This window comes from Primorskyibacter sedentarius (genome assembly GCF_004342065.1).
GTDB classification, from domain to species: Bacteria; Pseudomonadota; Alphaproteobacteria; order Rhodobacterales; family Rhodobacteraceae; genus Primorskyibacter; species Primorskyibacter sedentarius.
Genome location: NZ_SLZU01000017.1, coordinates 55,405 through 72,653, shown reverse-complemented (window position 1 = coordinate 72,653; position 17,249 = coordinate 55,405). Strand labels below are relative to the sequence as shown.

Here is a 17,249-nt window from a genome sequence, read left to right as displayed (position 1 = left end):
GATTGAATAATGCGGCCCATCATCTCCTTAAAAGCGATTCGTATAAACCGTACGATTGAGAAAAATTATCTCGATAACAGGCACCCACCCCGCTAAGCGCCAGACTATCGCTACACCCACTCATGTCTTCGTCAACGCAATATCCAGCCGAACTGCGTGTTCAGTGCTTCATCGGTGCAGAAACAACAGGGGCTGGCTGCGGCACACTGGGCCAAATTCCGGCGAAACCTTCAGTGAGAGATCATCCATGGACGGGCCGTTGGAAAGCTCTTTGATCCGTCCGGCCTGTGCAATGTGCGGCTGGGTTTTTTCTTGCCAGAGCAGCACCCGCAGCCCGGCCCGTGGCTTCGCGTGGATTTCGGCTCGTGCGCGGCGCGTTCGTTCGTGGCAAAAGCCGTGCGGCGGGCTTTGTCCATATTGGCAAGGATCGGGGCCTGAAGCAGCACGCGGCGCGCCGAGGCGCCACAGTCGGGGCAGGCACAGGGCTGGTCAAACGTCGCCATGCTGCCGAGTTCGGTAAATGGGCCGCAGGTGTCGCATTGGTAGTCGTAATAGGGCATGGGCGGTATCCTTCGCGGAAAGAGACTGCCGGGGCGGACACATGGCCCGCCCACAGCGAATTGGACGCTCTGGGTTACAGATCCGGGGCCAGCGGGATGTCCACCGAACCATCAAGGTGCTTCGTCGGGCCATCGGCACCGGGCATGATGTCAAAATCGAAGATCTCGTTCGGCAACCAGAGTGTTGCGCAGGCGTTCGGAATATCCACAACGCCCGAGATATGCCCCTGCACAGGCGCAGTCCCGAGGATCGCATAGGCCTGTGCCCCGGTGTAGCCGAATTTCTTGAGATACTCGATCGCGTTCAGGCAGGCCTGACGGTAGGCGATATGCACGTCCAGATAGTGCTGACCGCCATCCTCGTCGACAGAGATCCCTTCAAAGATCAGGTAATCATCGTATTTCGGCGTGATTGGCGAAGGTTTGAAGATCGGGTTCCGGATGCCGTATTTCTCCATCCCGCCCTTGATCAGTTCCACCTGGATATGCAGCCAGCCGGCCATTTCGATGGCGCCGCAGAAAGTGATCTCGCCATCGCCCTGGCTGAAGTGCAGATCGCCCATCGAAAGGCCCGCGCCGTCGATATAGACCGGGAAATAGCAGGTCGACCCGCGCGAAAGATCCTTGATATCGCAGTTGCCGCCATGTTCACGGGGCGGCACGGTCCGGGCGCCTTCGGCTGCAGCGGCGGCCCGTGCATCGCCTTGCATCGCCCCCATATGGGCAGCTTGCGTTGTGGGCAGTGCCGCAAGCTGGGGCACGCGGTCAGGCTCGGTGTCGAACAGGGCCTTTTCGCGGGTGTTCCACATATCCAGCATCTTGCGATCCGGAAGACAGCCGATCAGGCCGGGGTGGATGAGACCTGCGTATTTCACACCCGGCACGTGGCGGGACGAGGTGAACATGCCGTGGAAATCCCAGATGGATTTCTGCGCCTCGGGGAAATGCTCGGTCAGGAAACCGCCGCCATTCTGCTTGGAAAAGAAGCCGTTGAAACCCCAGTTCATCTCTTCCTTGGCGCCGATATCAAGGATGTGAACCTTCAGCAGATCGCCCGGCTCTGCCCCTTTGACACCGATCGGACCGGACAGGTAGTGGACCTGTTCCAGCTCGACGTCACGCACGTCGGCGGCATCATCATCATTGGCGATCTGCCCGCCGGTCCAGTCGTAGGTCTCGATCTTGAAATCGTCACCCGGTTCCACCCAGACAGCGATTGGAATATCGGGATGCCAGCGGTTGTGCACCTTTTCATTCGTGTGCGGATTTTCCGAAAGATCGACGGAAATAAGCGTGTCAGCCATGGTTTGGACTCCCTGTGGTTGGTTCAGACGGAAAGGAATTTGGATACGCGGGCCTCGTCGATGCCGTCGCGCGGACTGTCATGGACAAATTGGCCATTCTCGATAACGATGACGCGGTCAGCCACGTCCAGAGCGAAGGACAGGACCTGCTCTGAGACGACGATGCTCAGCCCTTTTTCATCGCGGATGCGGCGCAGCGTACGGGCCATTTCGCGGATGATCGACGGCTGGATGCCTTCTGTCGGCTCGTCCAGCAGCAAGACCTTGGGCTTGGAGGCCAGCGCGCGGGCAATGGCGAGCTGCTGTTGCTGCCCGCCTGACAGGTTGCCCCCGCGGCGGGACTTCATCTCCAGCAGGACCGGGAAAAGCTCGTAGATATCCTTCGGCACGGATCGTTCGCCGGTGACGGTCAAACCGGTTTCCACGTTTTCCTGCACGGTCATCGACGAAAATATCATCCGACCCTGCGGCACATAGGCGATGCCGTTGGCAACGCGCTGATGGGGCTTGTCCGTTGTCACGTCATGCCCGTCGATGGCGACGGAACCAGAGCGCGCAGGAACGATCCCCATCAGCGATTTCATCAACGTTGTCTTGCCCATGCCGTTACGACCCATGATGGCCACGATTTCTCCAGGCGCGACATCAAGGTTCAGCCCGTGGAGCACTTCGCTTTCGCCGTAAGCAGACCGGAGTTGGTTTATATTCAACATGTTCAGCGCTCCTGTTTCAGTGGCCGAGGTAAACTTCGACGACCTTGGGGTCGTTCTGGACGTGATCCATCGACCCTTCGGACAGCACCTTGCCCTGATGCAAAACGGTCACCCGCGTCGCGATGTCGGCGACAAAGCCCATGTCATGTTCGATCACGATCACTGACCGGTCGGCGATGATGCGGTTCAGCAGCTCAGCGGTCTTCTTGCGTTCGGCCACCGACATGCCCGCAACGGGTTCGTCCAGCATCAAAAGTTCGGGGTCTTGGATAAGAAGCATCCCGATCTCCAGCCATTGCTTTTGGCCGTGCGACAGGAACGCGGCCTTCTGCGTAAGCTGGTCACCCAGAAAGATCATCTCGGCGATTTCCTGAATGCGCTCGCGCACCTCTGCGTCACGCTTGAAAAACAGCGCGCCGAAAACGCCGTGCCCCTTGGGGAAGGACAGTTCGAGATTGGCAAAGACCGACAGATCCTCGTACACGCTGGGGGTCTGGAACTTGCGGCCGACGCCGGCATGCACGATCTGGTCCTCTCGCATCTTGAGCAGGTCCTGGCCCTTGAAGGCGACGTTGCCAGAGGTGGCCTTTGTGCGGCCGCATATCAGGTCAAGCACAGTGGTCTTGCCGGCACCATTGGGGCCGATGATGACACGGCATTCATTGGGTTCGACGTAAAAGGACAGATCGTTCACCGCCTTGAAGCCGTCGAAGGATACGGTCAGCCCCTCGACCATCAGCACGTAGTTCGGGTTTGTCACATCCAGCATGGGGGTTACTCCGCGGGGGTGGTTTGGGCTGCGGCCTTGGAATCGCGGCGCAGAAGTTTCATCAGGCGCGGTTCCACCTGTTCAGCCCATACGCCGGCCAATCCGTTGGGGAACGCCATGACCACGGCGATGAACAATGCGCCCAGACCAAGCAGCCAGAGTTCGGGAAAGGATTCCGAAAGCGTGGTCTTGGCCCAGTTGACCAGAAGCGTGCCCCAGACGGCGCCAAGGATGGACAGGCGTCCGCCCACAGCGGCAAAGATCACCATCTCGATCGACGGGACGATCCCGACAAAGCTGGGCGACATAAAGCCGACCTGAAGGGTGAACATCGCCCCGCCAATCGCCGCAAAGGCCGCGCCCAGGCAGAAGACGAAGATCTTGAAATTCGCCACGTCATAGCCGGAAAAGCGCACGCGGTCTTCCTGATCACGCATGGCGATCAGAAGGCGCCCGAGCTTGGACCGGCGAACAAACTGTGCCGCCAGCAGAACCGCGAACAGGAGCGTGCCGTTAACGAAATACAGCAGGGTCTTTGCACTGTCGGTGCGGATGTCCCAGCCGTGCAGCGTGCGCAGATCGGTGATGCCGTTGACACCGCCGGTGAAGCCCTGTTGCCCGATGATCAGGATGGTCAGGATCGCGGCGATGGCCTGCGTGATGATGGCAAAGTAGACCCCGCCGACGCGACGCCGGAACATCGCAACCCCGATGATGTAGGAGAAAGCCACCGGAACGGCGATCACGGCAAACAGGGTGAACCCGAAAGAGCTGAACGGTTCCCACCACCAAGGCAGGGCGGAGAGCTGGTTCCAATCCATGAAATCGGGGATGCCGGGGGTCGACTGGATGGCGGTGTTTTCAGGCGAAGATGCCTCGAGCTTGAGAAACATCGCCATGCAATAGCCGCCAAGGCCGAAAAAAACGCCCTGGCCCAGTGACAGGATCCCACCGACGCCCCAGCACAGCACCAGCCCCACGGCGACGAAAGCATAGGTCAGGTATTTGCCGAACAGGTTCAGCCGAAAGGGCTCCAGCAGCAGCGGGAAGATGACAAAGATCACCGCGGCAAGCAGGGCGTAACCGATCATGTCGCGGGGCGTCAGGAACGATTGTTTGAAAGAGGTGGTGTTCATAATGGCCTCCGGCTCACTTACGCAGTTTCAGGGTAAACAGGCCCTGCGGACGCAGCATCAGGATGCAGACGACGGTCAGCAGGGTCAGGACCTTGGCCATGGAACCGGAAAGGAAGAACTCCATGATCGACTGGGCCTGAGAGATCGAAAACGCGCTTGCGATTGTCCCCAGAAGACTGCCGGCACCGCCAAAGACCACGACGAGGAAGGTATCGACGATATATTGCTGCCCTGCCGTCGGTCCGGTCGATCCGATCATGGTGAAGGCGCTGCCTGCCACGCCCGCCACGCCGCAGCCGATGGCAAAGGTCATGCGATCCGTCCACGCCGTGTTGATGCCCACGGCATCGGCCATCTGACGGTTGTTGTTGATGGCGCGCACCTGCTGGCCCCAGCGCGAGCGGTACATCATCACGTAGACCGCAATGGAGATACTCACCGCAAGGACCATCACGAAGATGCCGTTGATCGGGATCTCGATCATGTCGGTCAGGGGCAGAGAGCCCATCATCCAGTCAGGGATGGTGACGCCGACTTCGCGGGCGCCAAAGACAGAGCGATAGATCTGCTGCAAGATCAGGCTGAGGCCCCAGGTCGCCAGAAGCGTATCGAGCGGGCGTTTGTAGAGGTGCCGTATCAGCGCCCATTCCACCAACAGCCCCAATGCCCCCGACGCGACGAAGGCACATAGCATTGCCAGAAAGAAATACATGGAAAAGAGCGCGGGAATGTAGTCGGCAAAGAAGTTCGACAACAGGTAGGTGACATAGGCGCCGAGGATCATGAATTCCCCATGCGCCATGTTGATCACGCCCATCTGGCCGAAAATGATCGCCAGCCCCAGCGCCATGAGCACGAAGACCGAGAAGAGAATGAGACCGGCAAAGCCCTGCATCGCGAAGATCGCGCCAAGCTCGCTGGCAGTGTAATCGGAGAACATGGCCTGCCTTTCCGAGGTGAATGGGAGTACGAACCCTGCACCGCGCCCAACTGGATCATGCGCGCTGCCGGGGCAGATGCGGTCCGACCCCGCAACAGGGGGGCCGGACGCGTGTCTTACTGGTAGCCTTCGGGGAAGGGATCGGGTTCGACCAGCTCTGCGGTCTCGTAGACCACTTCATACTGACCATCCGCCTTGGCATGGCCCACACGGGTCTTGGACCACAGGTGATGGTTCTCGTGGATCTTGACGTATCCTTCGGGCGCGGTGGGCAATTCGATACCGGGGGACGCCTCGCGCACCTTGTCGACATCAAAGCTGCCCGCCTTCTCGACCGCCGCTTTCCACAGCCATGGCCCCAGATAAGCGGCCTGGGTCACATCGCCAATCACGATATCATCGCCCCACATCTCTTTGAAAGCAGTGACAAATTCGGCGTTGTTCGGGTTGTCGAGCGACTGGAAGTATTTCATGCACGCATAGGCGCCGTCGATATTCTCGCCGCCAATGCCGCGGATCTCGTCCTCTGTGACCGAGATGGTCAGCAGGATCGGATCTTCCTTGGTCATGTCGATGCCCGCGGCCTTCAGCTGCTTGTAGAAGGCCACGTTCGAGCCGCCCACAACGATGGCGTAGATCACATCGGGTTTTTTCAGGCGGATCTTGTTGATGACAGAGTTGAACTGCGTGTGACCCAGCGGGTAGTAATCCTCGCCCACGACCTTGCAGCCGTCCATGAAGTTCTCGATATGCTTGCGCGCGATCTTGTTCGAGGTGCGCGGCCAGATATAGTCCGACCCCAGCAGATAGAACGACTTGGCGCCCTTTGTCTTGTTGACCCAGTCAAGGCCCGCGATGATCTGCTGTGTCGCCTCTTGCCCGGTGTAAATGACGTTTGGGCTTTCTTCGAGACCCTCGTAGAAAGTGGGGTAATAGAGCATGCCGTTATACTGCTCGAAGACTGGCAGCACGGCCTTGCGGCTGGCAGAGGTCCAGCACCCCATGACGGAAGCCACCTTGTCCTGCACCAGAAGTTTCTTGGCCTTTTCGGCAAATGTCGGCCAGTCGGAACCGCCGTCCTCCTGCACATATTCAATCTTGCGACCCAGAATGCCGCCCTGTGCGTTGATCTGCTCGATGGCAAGTTTCTCGGCCTGAACGGACCCGGTTTCGGAAATCGCCATCGTGCCGGTGACAGAGTGCAGGATGCCGATTGTCACCGTGTCATCGGTAACCGCCAGCCCGGTCGTGTTCACGGCGGCAGTGGGAAAGTCCTGCGCCCGCAGTCCTTTGGGCGCGAAAAGCGATGCGGTCAAAGCCGCGCCCCCGGCCAGAACAGCGCGTCGGCTTAGCCCTTTTGTCCCCATGGGCGTGTCGGATTTTGTCATTGGTGCCTCCTTGTCGGTCAGCTCATCGTTGCATTGGCAATCGTTGGTGACCCGAGGCTGACAGGAAATGCTGCAGTGCAGTATACGTCGAATGACGTATAGGAGTGCGCGTTTCTCCTCACCATTATCGCAGCGAGCGTTTTTGTGTCACCTCGCAGGTTGGGCTGTGCCAAGTCTGGTTTCCGACATGATGCGCCGATACTGTGCCAACGCAGAAAAAGCAGACCGTTCCAAAAAAGGGGCGGCATTGGACAGGGAAGACATGGTGGTCGCATTTCGCGCAACCGGCGGACGCCGGAGCTACAACCGTTGGGTTGCCAACGAAACGATGGAGGATTTCGCGCTGCGCTTTACCGCGCGGCGGGCCCGTCGCTGGAGCTATGGGCGCGTGGCGAACACGGCGCTGGGATCGATTTCCTTTCTCGCCCTCGAAGCCATCGGTGGTGCGATCACGCTGACCTACGGCTTTGATGCGGCGATCCTTGCAATCATGCTGGCCGGGTTGATCCTGTTTCTGACCGGGCTTCCGATCAGCTATTACGCCGCGCGCTACGGGGTGGATATCGACCTGCTGACGCGCGGGGCGGGCTTTGGTTATATCGGGTCGACGATCACCTCGCTGATCTATGCCAGCTTCACCTTCATCTTCTTCGCGCTGGAGGCTGCAATCCTCGCCCTGGCGTTGGATTTCTGCTTCGGCGTCCCGGTGGCAGTCGGATACCTTCTGTCGGCTATCATTGTTATCCCCTTGGTCGTGAACGGGTTCTCCAAAATCTCGGCCTTTCAGGCCTGGACACAGCCGATCTGGGTGGCGCTCCACATCCTGCCTTTCTTGCTTCTGGCGCTGTCGGGCGCAGATCTTTCGGCCTGGACCGGATTTACCGGCGCGCGGGGCGAGGCGGGCCCGACCATGATGATGGTGGGCGCGGCCATGGGGGTGGTTCTGTCTCTCATCGCGCAGATTGGCGAGCAGGTGGACATCCTGCGCTTTCTGCCGGAACCGCGCACCCCGCGGGATCGGTGGCGCTGGTGGATGGCGCTGTTGACGGCCGGGCCGGGATGGACTGTTCTGGGTGTCGTCAAGATGCTGGCGGGATCGTTCCTTGTAACGCTGGCAGTGGCCGCAGCTGTCCCCTTGCGCGAAGCGACAGACCCGACCCGGATGTACTACGTGGCCTTCGAGACGGTGATGCCCTCGGCCCTGATCGCTCTGGTCCTGACGGGCGCTTTTGTCATCCTGTCCCAGCTGAAGATCAACGTGACCAACGCCTATGCCGGGTCAATCGCATGGTCGAACTTCTTTTCGCGCCTGACGCATTCGCATCCCGGCCGCGTTGTATGGCTTATCTTCAATGTGGGCATCGCACTGATCCTGATGGAGCTGGGCGTCTTTCACGCCATCGAAGCAATACTGGGCCTCTACTCTCATGTGGCCCTTGCGTGGATCGGGGCGCTGACGGCGGATCTGGTGATCAACAAACCCCTTGGCCTCAGCCCCCGCGGGATCGAGTTTCGCCGCGCGCATCTTTATGACATCAACCCGGTCGGGACCGGTGCGATGGGCGCTGCCGTGGTCCTGTCCCTGCTGGCATGGGGGGGCATGTTTGGCCCGCTGGCCGAGAGCTTTTCGGCGCTGATCGCATTGCTTGTCGCACTGTTGATGGCCCCCCTGATCGCGTGGCGTACCAAAGGGCGCTATTATATCGCGCGCCCTGTCCCGGACCTTGGCAGCGGGTCAGAGCCGCAACCCGGCCAGACCACCACCTGCTATGTCTGTGAATTCCGGTTCGATAACGAAGACATGACCCATTGTCCGTTCTATGCCGGGCCGATCTGTTCACTGTGTTGCACGCTGGATGCCTCTTGCCGCGATGCCTGCAAACCGCAGGCGCGCATAGACCATGTCTTCATCTCCGCGATGAAGCGCTGGCTGCCTGAAAGGCTCTACCGGATGTTGGCCACCCGCGTGGCCCTGTTCATCATGGCGACGGTGCTGCCTGTGTCGGTCTTTGCCCTTTTGCTTCTGGTGATCCGCAGCAATGCCGCCAGCAGCAATCTCGACGCCGTGCTCGCCATCATCTTTTGCAGCGTTCTGGTGGTCGTGGGTGTGATCGTCTGGACCTTCATCCTGACGGCCGAAAGCCATCACAAGGCCCGGCACGAGGCCGACATCCAGACCCAACGCCTGCTGCAGGAAATCCGTGCGCATGAACGCACCGACGCCGCCCTGCAGGCGGCCAAGGAAAAGGCAGAGGCCGCGAACCTGGCCAAGACCCGTTACATGGCCGGCATCAGCCACGAATTGCGAACCCCGCTGAACGCGATCTATGGCTATGCGCAGGTTCTTGAACGCGACGGCGACCTGCCACGCAACCGCCGCGGGGCCGTGCTGGCAATCCGGCGCGGGTCCGAACATCTTGCCGGGCTCATCGAAAACCTGCTCGACATCTCGAAGATCGAGGCCGGGCGGCTGGAAATTCACCGGGACAGGATCAACCTCCCTGCCCTGCTCAACCAGATTTCCGCAATCTTCGAACGCCAGGCCCGCGAGAAAGGGTTGGATTTTGGCATCCGGATCGAGGGCAATCTGCCGGACTGGATCGATTTTGACGCCAAGCGCCTTCGCCAGATCCTTATCAACCTGCTATCCAACGCGATCAGCTATACCGCCAGCGGATCGGTCAGCCTGTCGCTGTCCTACCGCAATGAAATTGCGCGGTTTGAAATCAGCGATACCGGCATTGGCATTGATCCCGAACAGGTGGACCGGATCTGGAAACCCTTCGAGCGGCTGACCCAGAAATCAGCCGGCGGATCGGGGCTGGGCCTGACAATCACGCGACTGCTGGTCGAAATCCTGGGTGGAGAGATCACGGTTGATACCGAAAAGGGCAAGGGCTCCACCTTTTCCGTCCGGCTGATGCTGCCTTCGGTTCAGGGGGTGGCCCCGCTTGGGCCGACATGGCGGCGCACCGACCAGACAAGCGCCACCGGATATACCGGCGCGCGCAAAACCATCATGGCCGTGGACGACGACACCGACCACCTCAACCTGCTTGAGACCGTATTGCGGCCTTTGGGCTTTCTGCTGCAACCATTCTCGGACGCGAAGACTGCTCTGACTTTCGTTGATGAACTTACCCCGGATCTGTTCCTTCTGGATATCGACATGCCAGACATGACGGGTTGGGAGCTGGCGGAAAAATTGCGCGAAAACCCGAAATACCGCGCCACGCCCATCGTCATGGTCACCGGGCACGCTTTGGAAGCGCGCCAGCCGGTCAACCGGAACGGGCTGTATGATGCATTCGTGGTCAAACCTTATTCGCTCAACGATCTTGTGTCGCGCATGGCTGCCCTTCTGAAGGTGGACCTGACCTTCAACGAGGCAGAACACGGCAACGCCCCGGAACAGGGACTGCCCGCCGACGCGCTGCAACGCCTGATCGGGCTGGCAGATATCGGCCACGCCGCCGGAATGGTGCGCGAACTCGATGCGTTGGAAAAGGGCGGCCAGCTGGACGCCCCGCTGCGCGCGCGCCTTGACGGGTATCTGGCCGAATATGATCTGGCAGGGATCGCGCGGGTTTTGAAGGAGATGGAGACATGAGAGCCGACAACAGCGCCCCCGTCACCCCGGGCCGATATATTGTGCTTGTCATTGATGATGCGCCAGAGACTCTGGGCCTGGTCAGTGATGCGCTGGAAAATGACGGGATGACCGTCCTTGTGGCGCGTTCTGGCGAAGAGGGCATCCGCCTGACGCAAAGGGTGCGGCCCGACGTGATCCTGCTGGACGCGCTCATGCCCGGAATGGACGGGTTTGAAACCTGTCGCAGACTGAAAGCCCCACCAATTTCCGAAGCGGCCCCGGTGATCTTCATGACCGGCCTGACAGAGCCGGAACATATCCTGTCCGGCCTGCGCGCAGGCGGTGTGGATTATGTGACGAAACCGGTGGTGATTGACGAATTGATCGCCAGGATCACCCGTCACGTCATGAACGCCCGCGCGATCCAATCCGCCCGTGCCGCGCTGGATTATGCCGATCAAAGCGTTCTGGCGATGCTGGCCGATGGGCGGCTGTCCTGGGGGACGCAAAGCGCGCTTGCCGAAATCGAGAATATGCGGGGCGCGCCGCTCTTTGATGGCGATCATGCCACAGGCCCCCTGCGCGACTGGCTTCTGGAAATGGCGAATGTCCCGGTGTCGCAGGCACGGCCCCTCTTCATCGAAGAGCTCACGCTGACCATGATCGGTTTTGCAGAAGGCGAGTTGATGGTCCGTCTGCGGTCCGGATCGGGCCTGCCGGACGACCAGCGCCTCCTCACCGCCTTTGGCCTGACCGCGCGGGAGGCCGAAGTCCTGCTTTGGCTGTCTCACGGCAAGACCAACCGCGACATTGCCGACATCCTGTCCGTCAGCGCCCGCACAGTGAACAAGCATCTTGAGCAGGTATTTCACAAGATGGGAGTCGACAACCGGACCTCGGCCGCGGTGATGGCCGACAGGGTTCTGCAATCCTCCTGATCGGACATCTTTCCCCGTTTCAGCGGCTTGAACGGCCCTTGTGGAAGTAACTTCTGACAGCGGGGTTGGACGTGCAAAGAGGGCCAAATGGGGCTGGTGAACCACTCATATCGGAAGGCTCCAAAATCGTTATTTTTTAAATGTATTCGATTATCTCTGCCTATTTCTTTGCGTTGAAAAACTGCGAAGGATACCGGGCAGGATGCCCCCTCCACGCAGGGTTTCGACCTCTTGCAGGGTCTCAACAGCGACCCGGCAACGAATGGTCCGCATGGCAGCGCCCTTGCAATGAAGGATCACGTCGGTTTCCAGCCCTGGCTCCAGTGTCTGATGCGGCAGGGTGACTTCAAACCGGTCAGACGGCAGCAGCCCCGCATCGTGCGGAACAAACCCGTCAATGATTTGAAGGGGAACCACCCCCATTCCGATCAAGTTGCTGCGATGGATGCGTTCAAACCCAACGGCAATGATCGCGCGCACCCCCAGCAAGGCCACCCCCTTGGCGGCCCAATCCCGGCTGGAGCCCATACCATACCTGTCACCTGCCAGAATTACGCTGGACTGCCCAGCGGACTGGAGCAGATTGGCCGCCTCGAATACCGGGCGCGGCCGCCCGTCTGCCAGTACCGTGTGGGCGGGCGGAAGATCGTCGGCGAGCGCGTTAACCGCCAGCCTGTTGGTGAACAAGCCGCGCAGCATCACCTCCCAATTGCCGCGATAGGCCGCATAAACATTCAGGTCTTCCGGATTTCCGCCCCGTTCGATCAGCCACCGTCCTGCCGCGCTTTGCGGGTCAACCCAACCAGCGGGCGAGATGTGATCAGTGGTCATGTCGTCGCCCAGCACCATCAGTGGCGCGGCGCGGTAATGACCCAAGCGCGAGGTTTCGTCCCTCGACGCAAATTTCGGTCGTCGAAGATAGCGGGAGGCCGGGTCCCATGGAAACTGCGCAGCCTTCACGGCCTTGATCCCGGCCCACGCTGTGCTCTTCTGCGCTTGCGCGAATTCCTGCACCACGTCGTCCGACTGGAAGCCCTTGGCAAGCGCTGCGCTGACCTCTTCTTCGGTTGGCCAAATGTCGGAAAGCGTGACCTGCCGCCCGTCACCCGACCGGCCGATAGGGTCTGTAAGAATATCCCCTGTGACAACTCCCTTCAAAGCGTAAGCCACAACCATCGGAGGCGAGGCAAGAAAGGCGAGGTCAAGTTTCGGATGGACCCGTCCCGGAAAATTTCGATTGCCCGACAGCACGGCGCAGATGGCGCGGCCATCCGTGATCGCCTGTTCGACCAGCGAAGGCAAAGGGCCGGAATTTCCGATGCAGGTGGTACAGCCAAATCCGACAATGCCAAAACCTGCGGCTTCGAGGTCTTCGAGCAGGCCCGCGCGGTGCAGATAGGCCTGCGCCGATGGCGACCCCGGCGCCAGCGACGTCTTCACCCAATCCGGCGGGCGAAGACCAAATCTGCGCGCCTTGCGGGCAAGCAACCCGGCAGCCATCATCATGCGAGGGTCAGACGTATTGGTGCAGCTGGTGATCGCAGCGATGCCCACCGCCCCATCAGGAACGGTTGAGACGTCCGCAGGCGATGGCGCCAGTTTGCGACCGATGGCCAGCTCGATTTCGCGACCGGCATCTTTGGGCAGGCAGCAATCCTGAGGCCTGCGCGGCCCGGCAATCCGGGGCCCGATTTCGGACAGGTCAATCCTGATCTGGCGGTTGTACTGCGGGCGTTCATCCGGATCGAACCAAAGCCCCATCTGTCGAAAAACCGGCGCGATGCTGTCGATCAGCTCCGCCTTCCGGCCTGTGCGCCGAAGATAGGCTATCACTTCATCATCTACCGGGAAAAATCCCGTTGATGCCCCGTATTCCGGCGCCATATTGGCAACCACGGCGCGGGCATCCGCGCTAAGGCCAGACACGCCGACCCCGAAAAACTCGACAAAACTGCCGGTGACGCCAAGCGCGCGCAGCACATGCGTCACCACCAGCGCCAGTTCCGTGGGAGTTGCTCCAGACGGCAGCGCCCCTGTCAGCTCGACGCCCACCACGTCCGGCACGGCCAGCGATACCGATTGCCCGAAAATGACGCTTTCCGCCTCTAGCCCCCCGACGCCCCAGCCAAGAACACCAATCCCGTTGATCATCGGCGTGTGGCTGTCTGTACCCAACAGCATGTCCGGATGCGCAAACCCTGCGTCATCCACGACCACTACAGTCGCCAGTTGCTCCAGATTGATTGTGTGCATGATCCCCGTGCCGGGCGGGTGTACCCGCACCCCCGGCATGTTGTGGGAGGCCCATTTCATGAAGGCATATCGTTCGGAATTGCGCGCAATCTCGTTCCTGCCGTTTCGGGCAAGCGCTGTCTTGCAAGCATAGACATCAACGGCCAGCGAATGATCGACAGAGACATCCACCGGCAAGCTGGGCATCAAGCGTTCCGGGTCTTGCCCGGCCTCTGCCAGCGCGTCCCGCAGCCCGGCAATATCGGCCAGCGCAGGCGTGCAGGTCGTGTCATGCATCAGGATACGATTGGGGCGAAAGACCAGTTCAGCCCCGCCCTTTCCCGTGGCCAGCCAGCTGTCGAGCGTCTCCAGCAGCATTTCCGGTTGCCCGCCCGACCGCAGGTGATTTTCCGCCAAAAGTCTGAGAACATGGGGCAGCCGGTATAGCCTGCTGCCCAGCAGTTTCGGCAGGTCCGTAAATTCAAGCGCCTTCTGGTGTGGTGCTGCGTGGCTGCTTCGCGGCAAGGTGGAGCCGCGAGACGTCACCCGAGTTCCGTCGCGCTGTGCAATACCCCGTCCGCATCCGCGTAGACGTAGGTGCCGGGTTCAAAGACAACCCCGCCGAACGCAATTTCACACCCGGACTTGCCCCACCCCTCCTTGGCCGATTTCACCGGCGAGGTTCCAAGGGCAAAGACCGCGATCTCCATCGCGTCAATCTCGACACTGTCGCGAATGGCGCCGTTGATGATCAAACCTTGCCATCCGTTTTCAATCGCAAAACCCGCGATCATATCGCCCAGAATGGCAATGCGTGTAGAGGCGCCACCGTCGACGACAAGAATCCGCCCCTCGCCGGGCGTCTGCAAAAGAGCCCGCAAGGTGGTATTGTCTTCAAAGCATTTGACCGTCTCGATCCGGCCCCCGATAAACGGTTTTCGACCGAATTTTCGGAAAGGCAAATGCACAAGGCGCAGGTGGGATGCGTGGTCATCAATCAGGTCGGCTGTTTTCATGATATCCTCAGATGGTTCCAAAGGTTGCCTTCAGATCGGCGACCTCGTCATTGGTCAGCAGCGTGGTTTTCTGCCCGCGTAGCGCGACCAGAAGTTTCGCCGTTTCTTCCAGCTCTTCCGCCGCACAGACGGCGGAAAACAGGGTCTTGCCACTGACGACCGGTCCGTGATTGCCAAGCAGAACAGCGGCATATTTTCCCTTGAGCGCGCGGATCAGATCGCCAGATCTGGGATCACCGGGTTTGACATATGGGACGCGCTTCACGCTGCCGACCCGCATGACGACGTAAGGGGTCAGGGGCGGGATGCAGTCGTCCGGGTCCACATCTTCAAGGCAGGACAAGGCGGTGGCCCAGGTCGAATGCAGGTGCACGACAGCGCCCGCATCTGGGCGGGTTTCGTAGAACGCCTGATGCAGGAAAACTTCCTTGGTCGGGCGGTCGCCAGCGATGTGATTGCCGTCCTTGTCGATCTTGGCGATACGGTCGGGGTCCAGATCGCCCAGCCGGACATTGGTCGGGGTCATGAGGATACCGTCTTCCAGCCGGACCGAGACATTTCCCGCAGTCCCGACCGAGAATCCGCGATCAAAAAGAGACTTGCACAACCGTGCCATTTCCTCGCGGGCTTGGCTTTCACTGGATGTCATTTGCCCGCTCCCATGATGGTCAGCGCCTTGGCAAAAAAGTCGGGCGCACCGAAATTCCCCGATTTCAGGGCGAGCAGCACAGGCTCGGCTGAGCCGAGGCTCAGAACCGGCACGCCGGGGTCGATTTCGGGTCCGATCTGCATCGCCGGGCTGCCCTTTGCCTCGGCCACCGCTTGGGCCACGGCGCCCGAGGTTTCCCCGCCCGCAACCACGATTTTGCGATACCCCAGCCCAACCAGGAGGCGTGCGGTTTCTGCAAACAGGGCGTCCAGTCTGGACGCCACCTGTTCCCGGCCGAACTCTTTCTGAATGGCCCTGACCATCTCGGGCGCGCCCGACGAATAGACCAGCGGCGCCTCTCCCTGATGGCTTTGGATGAATCCCACCAAAGACTGCGCCGTGACATCCCCTGCCATGACCTTGGGCACGTCGATGGCGTAGCTGGGCTGTGTCTTGGCATGCAGCTCGACCTGCCCGCGCGTCGCCCCGGAGCAGGACCCGGCCAGAATGGCCTGCGGGCCGGGCTGGGCGATCAGATCCGTCTCTGCCCCCTTTGCCAGCCCCTTGCGGATGAAGTTGCGCGGCAAGCCCAAGGCGATGCCGGACCCGCCGGTGATCAGCGGCGCATCGGCGATGGCCTCTCCGATCGTCAAGAGATCCTGATCGGAGGTTGCATCCACCACTGCGAACATGGTGCCACCTTCCGCCTGCGCGGCCAGGGCAGAGGCGACGCTCTGCACGCCTGCGCTCACAACCGTCTGGGCAACATGGCCAACGCCCTGTTGCGTTTGGCGGCCGAGGACACGCCGAATGTCGGGGTCTGTCATGGGTGTCAGCGGATGATGTTCCATGCCGCTTTCGCTGAGCAACTTGTCAAAGACAAAAAGATGCCCCTGATAGAGGGTGCGCCCGACCGTGGGAAAGGCGGGACAAACCACAACGGCACGTGCATTCAGCGCCAGCGCCAAGGCCTCACCGACAGGCCCGATATTTCCCTCGGGTGTGGAATCGAAGGTCGAACAATATTTGAAGATGATCTGCTGACACCCTTGATCCAGCAACCAGTTCAGCGCCGCGAGGCTGTCTGCAACGGCCGTTTGGGTAGGGGCCGTCCGGCTTTTCAAAGAAATGACGCCCGCCTCCAGATGCGCGGGCGCGGGCTGGCTTGGGGTGCCGGGAAACTGCGCTGTCGCCAAGCCGCCCTCGGGCGCTATGCCCTTGGCAAGGGTGTTCGCAATGTCGCTTGCCCCGGTAAAATCATCGGCTATGACACCAATCAGCATCTCGGTCTTTCCTCATTCCGGGCGTTGGGTCAACGCCGCCTGTAACTTGCGAATAGCTGTTTCCGGGCTGGAAAGCACCGGTATGCCGGTCACGGATCGCACCGAATGCGCGGCACGCGCCATGGAGAAATGGGCAAGCAGTATCGCGTCGGCGGTGCCAATCGCCTGCGCGGCTTGGGCAATCAGCCGGTTGTGCGCATCAGCGTCCCCTGCCCGCAGCGCCTCCAGCGCGCCCCCGGCATGGATTGACCGCAGCCTTGCCTGCGACCCCCGTCGCGCAGCCTCTTCGGCAAACTCCTCTTCCATACCCGTCACGGCCGGGGGGAACGTATAGATCATCGCAATGTCAGTTCCGTGGTCAAAGGCTGCTTCGAACATGGCCTCGTTGGGTTTGAGCACCGGCAGAGCAGAGGTCGCGGCGGCCTCTACAATTCCCCGGCCAAAGGCCGAACAGGTATAGAGGATACCATCCGGTTTCATCCCTTCCGCATAGCGCGCCAATGTCACGATACGGGCGTTGAGCGTTTCAAGACTGGCCCGCCCGCTCGCCCTGTCCGCCGAGAGCCCCTCATCCAGGATGGATACGGTCTCTGCCTGCGGCCACAGCTCCCTGACCGCGAGTTCAATTGGATCAATCGCGACACGCGTGGCGTGGATCAAGGCGATGCGAGGACCGGTGGGCATGGGATCTCCACTTCCGAAAGGAGGCGCCGACGGTCGGCACCTCGC

The 17,249-nt window shown here is 60.6% G+C and carries 14 protein-coding genes; 2 read left to right on the top strand and 12 right to left on the bottom strand.

Features of this window, described 5'->3' with window-relative positions:
• Positions 1-230 precede the first annotated feature (230 nt).
• From EDD52_RS18350 to urtA, 7 genes are all read right to left on the bottom strand, one after another.
• Complete coding sequence (locus EDD52_RS18350) at positions 231-560, bottom strand: FmdB family zinc ribbon protein (RefSeq protein ID WP_132247686.1); 330 nt, start codon at positions 558-560, stop codon at positions 231-233.
• A 74-nt stretch (positions 561-634) separates the two neighbouring features.
• On the bottom strand, positions 635-1,864 hold the full coding sequence (fmdA, locus tag EDD52_RS18345; protein WP_132247684.1) for a formamidase: 1,230 nt from the start codon (positions 1,862-1,864) through the stop codon (positions 635-637).
• A 23-nt stretch (positions 1,865-1,887) separates the two neighbouring features.
• On the bottom strand, positions 1,888-2,577 hold the full coding sequence (gene urtE, locus EDD52_RS18340; RefSeq protein WP_132247682.1) for an urea ABC transporter ATP-binding subunit UrtE: 690 nt from the start codon (positions 2,575-2,577) through the stop codon (positions 1,888-1,890).
• Between the two features lie 16 nt (positions 2,578-2,593).
• Positions 2,594-3,346 (bottom strand): urea ABC transporter ATP-binding protein UrtD, encoded by a 753-nt coding sequence (urtD, locus tag EDD52_RS18335; protein ID WP_132247680.1) that lies wholly within the window; start codon positions 3,344-3,346, stop codon positions 2,594-2,596.
• Between the two features lie 5 nt (positions 3,347-3,351).
• On the bottom strand, positions 3,352-4,482 hold the full coding sequence (urtC, locus tag EDD52_RS18330; RefSeq protein ID WP_132247678.1) for an urea ABC transporter permease subunit UrtC: 1,131 nt from the start codon (positions 4,480-4,482) through the stop codon (positions 3,352-3,354).
• A 13-nt stretch (positions 4,483-4,495) separates the two neighbouring features.
• A complete protein-coding gene (urtB, locus tag EDD52_RS18325; protein ID WP_132247676.1) occupies positions 4,496-5,422 on the bottom strand; it encodes an urea ABC transporter permease subunit UrtB in 927 nt (308 codons plus the stop codon).
• 116 nt (positions 5,423-5,538) lie between these two features.
• Positions 5,539-6,810, bottom strand: a complete 1,272-nt coding sequence (urtA, locus tag EDD52_RS18320) for an urea ABC transporter substrate-binding protein (protein WP_132247674.1) — start codon at positions 6,808-6,810, stop codon at positions 5,539-5,541.
• Between the two features lie 262 nt (positions 6,811-7,072).
• On the opposite strand from urtA, the gene EDD52_RS18315 reads away from it, so the two are divergent.
• Both EDD52_RS18315 and EDD52_RS18310 read left to right on the top strand, forming a co-directional pair.
• Positions 7,073-10,420, top strand: a complete 3,348-nt coding sequence (locus EDD52_RS18315; RefSeq protein WP_132247672.1) for a hybrid sensor histidine kinase/response regulator — start codon at positions 7,073-7,075, stop codon at positions 10,418-10,420.
• Positions 10,417-11,340 (top strand): response regulator transcription factor, encoded by a 924-nt coding sequence (locus EDD52_RS18310; protein ID WP_132247670.1) that lies wholly within the window; start codon positions 10,417-10,419, stop codon positions 11,338-11,340. The genes EDD52_RS18315 and EDD52_RS18310 overlap by 4 nt, the downstream gene beginning before the upstream one ends.
• 150 nt (positions 11,341-11,490) lie before the next feature.
• On the opposite strand, the gene acnA is transcribed toward EDD52_RS18310, so the two are convergent.
• Genes acnA through EDD52_RS18285 form a run of 5 tightly spaced genes read right to left on the bottom strand, consistent with a single transcriptional unit; the run spans position 11,491 to position 17,204 of the window.
• Complete coding sequence (gene acnA / locus EDD52_RS18305; protein ID WP_243652007.1) at positions 11,491-14,118, bottom strand: aconitate hydratase AcnA; 2,628 nt, start codon at positions 14,116-14,118, stop codon at positions 11,491-11,493.
• Positions 14,115-14,588, bottom strand: a complete 474-nt coding sequence (rraA, locus tag EDD52_RS18300) for a ribonuclease E activity regulator RraA (protein WP_132247668.1) — start codon at positions 14,586-14,588, stop codon at positions 14,115-14,117. Before rraA ends, acnA begins: the two co-directional genes overlap by 4 nt.
• A 7-nt stretch (positions 14,589-14,595) precedes the next feature.
• A complete protein-coding gene (gene otnC, locus EDD52_RS18295; protein ID WP_132247666.1) occupies positions 14,596-15,237 on the bottom strand; it encodes a 3-oxo-tetronate 4-phosphate decarboxylase in 642 nt (213 codons plus the stop codon).
• Entirely contained in the window at positions 15,234-16,520 is a 1,287-nt protein-coding gene (otnK, locus tag EDD52_RS18290; protein WP_132247664.1) for a 3-oxo-tetronate kinase, read from the bottom strand. The genes otnC and otnK overlap by 4 nt, the downstream gene beginning before the upstream one ends.
• A 12-nt stretch (positions 16,521-16,532) precedes the next feature.
• Positions 16,533-17,204, bottom strand: coding sequence for an aspartate/glutamate racemase family protein (locus EDD52_RS18285; protein ID WP_132247662.1), 672 nt, complete (start codon positions 17,202-17,204; stop codon positions 16,533-16,535).
• Positions 17,205-17,249 lie beyond the last annotated feature (45 nt).

Coding starts and splice junctions, on each gene's coding strand:
- urtA (WP_132247674.1), bottom strand. CDS start 6,810: ATGACAAAATCCGACACGCCCATGGGGACAAAAGGGCTAAGCCGACGC.
- urtB (WP_132247676.1), bottom strand. CDS start 5,422: ATGTTCTCCGATTACACTGCCAGCGAGCTTGGCGCGATCTTCGCGATG.
- EDD52_RS18350 (WP_132247686.1), bottom strand. CDS start 560: ATGCCCTATTACGACTACCAATGCGACACCTGCGGCCCATTTACCGAA.
- EDD52_RS18285 (WP_132247662.1), bottom strand. CDS start 17,204: ATGCCCACCGGTCCTCGCATCGCCTTGATCCACGCCACGCGTGTCGCG.
- rraA (WP_132247668.1), bottom strand. CDS start 14,588: ATGAAAACAGCCGACCTGATTGATGACCACGCATCCCACCTGCGCCTT.
- otnC (WP_132247666.1), bottom strand. CDS start 15,237: ATGACATCCAGTGAAAGCCAAGCCCGCGAGGAAATGGCACGGTTGTGC.
- urtE (WP_132247682.1), bottom strand. CDS start 2,577: ATGTTGAATATAAACCAACTCCGGTCTGCTTACGGCGAAAGCGAAGTG.
- urtC (WP_132247678.1), bottom strand. CDS start 4,482: ATGAACACCACCTCTTTCAAACAATCGTTCCTGACGCCCCGCGACATG.
- otnK (WP_132247664.1), bottom strand. CDS start 16,520: ATGCTGATTGGTGTCATAGCCGATGATTTTACCGGGGCAAGCGACATT.
- EDD52_RS18315 (WP_132247672.1), top strand. CDS start 7,073: ATGGTGGTCGCATTTCGCGCAACCGGCGGACGCCGGAGCTACAACCGT.
- EDD52_RS18310 (WP_132247670.1), top strand. CDS start 10,417: ATGAGAGCCGACAACAGCGCCCCCGTCACCCCGGGCCGATATATTGTG.
- fmdA (WP_132247684.1), bottom strand. CDS start 1,864: ATGGCTGACACGCTTATTTCCGTCGATCTTTCGGAAAATCCGCACACG.
- urtD (WP_132247680.1), bottom strand. CDS start 3,346: ATGCTGGATGTGACAAACCCGAACTACGTGCTGATGGTCGAGGGGCTG.